Source organism: Streptomyces sp. NPDC037421 (assembly GCF_055602105.1).
The window spans coordinates 11,150-13,772 of the sequence record NZ_JBVJWV010000066.1; the positions used below are offsets into that span (position 1 = coordinate 11,150).

Genomic DNA, 2,623 nt, shown 5'->3' on the forward strand with positions numbered 1-2,623 from the left:
CACCGCCCACACCAACACCCCCCCCCCACCCCCCCCCCCCCCCCCAACCCCCCCCCCCCCCCCCCCCCCCCCCCCCCCCCCCCCCCCCCCCCCCCCCCCCCCCCCCCCCCCCCCCCCCCCCCCCCCCCCCCCCGGTGCCGGCGCGGCGCGGGGTTGCACCGGCGGTCTGAAAGGCCCCGCGCGGCCGTGCCCGGCTCAGCCGAGCAGCGTGCCGCCCGTGACGTCGACGAAGGAGCCGGTGATCCAGCGGGCCTCGTCGGTGGCGAGGAACGCCACCACGTCGGCTACGTCCTCGGGCTCGCCGACGCGGTCGAAGGCGGACAGCGCCGCCATCTGCTCGACAGCCTCGGGAATCCCGAAGACCGGGTTGTCGTTCCGGGTGATCCCGGGCGCGACCGAGTTGATGGTGATGCCGCGCGGGCCGAGCGCCTTCGCGAAGTGCAGGGCGAGCTGTTCGACGGCGCCCTTGCTCATCGCGTAGGCGATCTCGTCCGGGTTGGCGAACCGGGTGAGGCCGGAGGAGATGTTGATGATCCGGCCGCCGTCGGGCATGTTCCGCAGCGCCCGCTGGATGAGGAAGAACGGGGCCTTCGCGTTGACCGCGAAGATGCGGTCGAACTGCTCGGGGGTGATGTCATCGGGACCGACTCCCCCCATCACACCGGCGTTGTTGACGAGGATGTGGAGGTCGGTGCTGCCGGTGCGGTCCAGCAGATCCCGTTCCAGCGCGTCGAACAGGGTGGCCACGTCGCCCTGGACACCGAGTTCGGCACGTACCGCGAAGGCACGGCCGCCGTCCTTCTCCACCGAGGCCACGACCTCGTTGGCGGCGGCCTCGTCAGTGGCGTAGTGGACGGCGACGAGCGCACCCTCCTCGGCCAGCCGGACGGCGGCCGCACGGCCCATGCCCCGGCTCGAGCCGGTGACCAGTGCGGTCCTTCCCGCGAGCCTGTCCATGCCGTGCCTCCGTCCTCCCACCGCCGGTACGGTCCGCACCGGCGTGCCACGGCCCCGCGGAGCGGACCGCCGGACGTCCGCGACGGAGGCCGGCCCGAACCACCGCTCCAGGGCGGCCGTGAGGCCGTCGCCCCGCGCCGCGTCCGTCCACACGACATGACCGTCCGGCCGGGCCAGCAGAGCCGTGCCGTCTGCCGCCGGGTCCTGGTCACGGGCGGCGGTCGCGACGCGGACCCGGTCGGTCCACGGCGCGACGGTGGCGCGCAGCTCCTCGCGGCGGGCCTCGTCGCCGGGGGCGAGGAGGAGTACGCCCTGCCCCGCGCGCAGCAGCTCGAAGGTGGTGACCGCGCTCTCGCCGTGCTCCACCTGGCCCTGTGGCAGGCGCCGGCCGAGCAACGGGTCGTCGCCCGGAGCCGTCCCGTAGCGGACGTCCAGGCCGGAGATCATTCCGGCCAGGTGGGCGCGTACGTCCTCGTGCGCGGTGAGCTCCGCGAAGACTTCCCGGATCGCGTCGACCTCGCGGCCGCCGAGCAGTAGCAGGGCCTGCGTCCTGATGTTGCTCTGGACGGCTTGGCCGACGGCGTGCCTTTCCTCGTGGTAGCTGTCGAGCAGCGCCTCGCCGCCGTGTCCGGCCACCGCGGCGCCCAGCTTCCATCCCAGGTTGACGGCGTCCTGGAGCCCGAGGTTGAGGGCCTGGCCGCCGATCGGCATCTGCTGGTGCGCCGCGTCTCCAGCGAGGAAAAGCCGGCCCCGGCGGTAGCTCGCGGCCTGCCGGGAGGTGTCACCGAAGGAGTTCACCCACAACGGGGTGCCGCCGCTGATGTCCTCGCCCGTGACGCGCTTCCACGTGTCCGCGACCTCCTCGAAGGAGGGCTGACCGCTGCGGGGCTCCGCCCCGAACTCGTGCACCATCACCCGGGTCACCCCGTCGGGGCGCCGGGCGGCGATCGCGAGTCCGCCCTCGAGCCGTTCGAAGCGGCGACCGGGGATGTCGATGCCGGCCACATCGGCGCGCAGCAGTTCCCGCTCGGCGTCGCTGCCCGGGAAGTCGAAGGCTCCCAGCCGGCGGACGGCGCTGTTCTCACCGTCGCATCCGACCGCGTACGCGGCACGGAAGGACGTGACCGTCTGGTCCGGTCCGCGTGTGTCCACGGTGACCAGGTCCCCGGTCGCGGTCAGTCCGGTCAGCTCGTGGCCCCGCCGGATGTCCGCGCCCAGGTCCGCCGCCCACTGCCCCAGGACTTCCTCGAGGCGGGTCTGGGCGACCTTCCACTGGCCCGGGTAGGGGCCGGGCACGCCGAGGCCGAAGGGGATCCCCCCGAAATGGCCTGCGGGGTCGTTCGGGATGTCGCCCAGCCCGTCGAGCAGTCCCCGGGAGTCCAGGATCTCCATCGTGCGGGAGTGCAGGGTGGACGCCCGTGATTCGGTGGTCGGCGCGGTCAGCTTGTCGAGGACCACCACGTCTGCGCCCGCCAGCCGCAGTTCCCCGGCGAGCAGCAACCCGACGGGGCCCGCGCCGACCACGATCACCTGGGTGTCGTTGTAGTCCCCAGCCATGATCAGTCCTTGTTCTCGGCGTGGTTCTTGGCGTGGTTGAGGGTGGCGCGGCTGTTGGTGCTGAGCGCGGTGTGGACGTACTGCTTGGCGTCCTCGACCGTGGCCTGCT

1 protein-coding gene is annotated in these 2,623 nt (G+C 73.5%); it reads right to left on the minus strand.

Going from position 1 to position 2,623, the window contains the following annotated elements:
• Positions 1-195: 195 nt before the first annotated feature.
• Positions 196-2,514 carry an SDR family oxidoreductase gene (locus ACZ7IF_RS38680; protein WP_470981649.1) on the minus strand — a complete coding sequence of 773 codons (2,319 nt, stop codon included), beginning with the start codon at positions 2,512-2,514 and terminating at the stop codon, positions 196-198.
• Positions 2,515-2,623 lie beyond the last annotated feature (109 nt).

Coding starts and splice junctions, on each gene's coding strand:
- ACZ7IF_RS38680 (WP_470981649.1), bottom strand. CDS start 2,514: ATGGCTGGGGACTACAACGACACCCAGGTGATCGTGGTCGGCGCGGGC.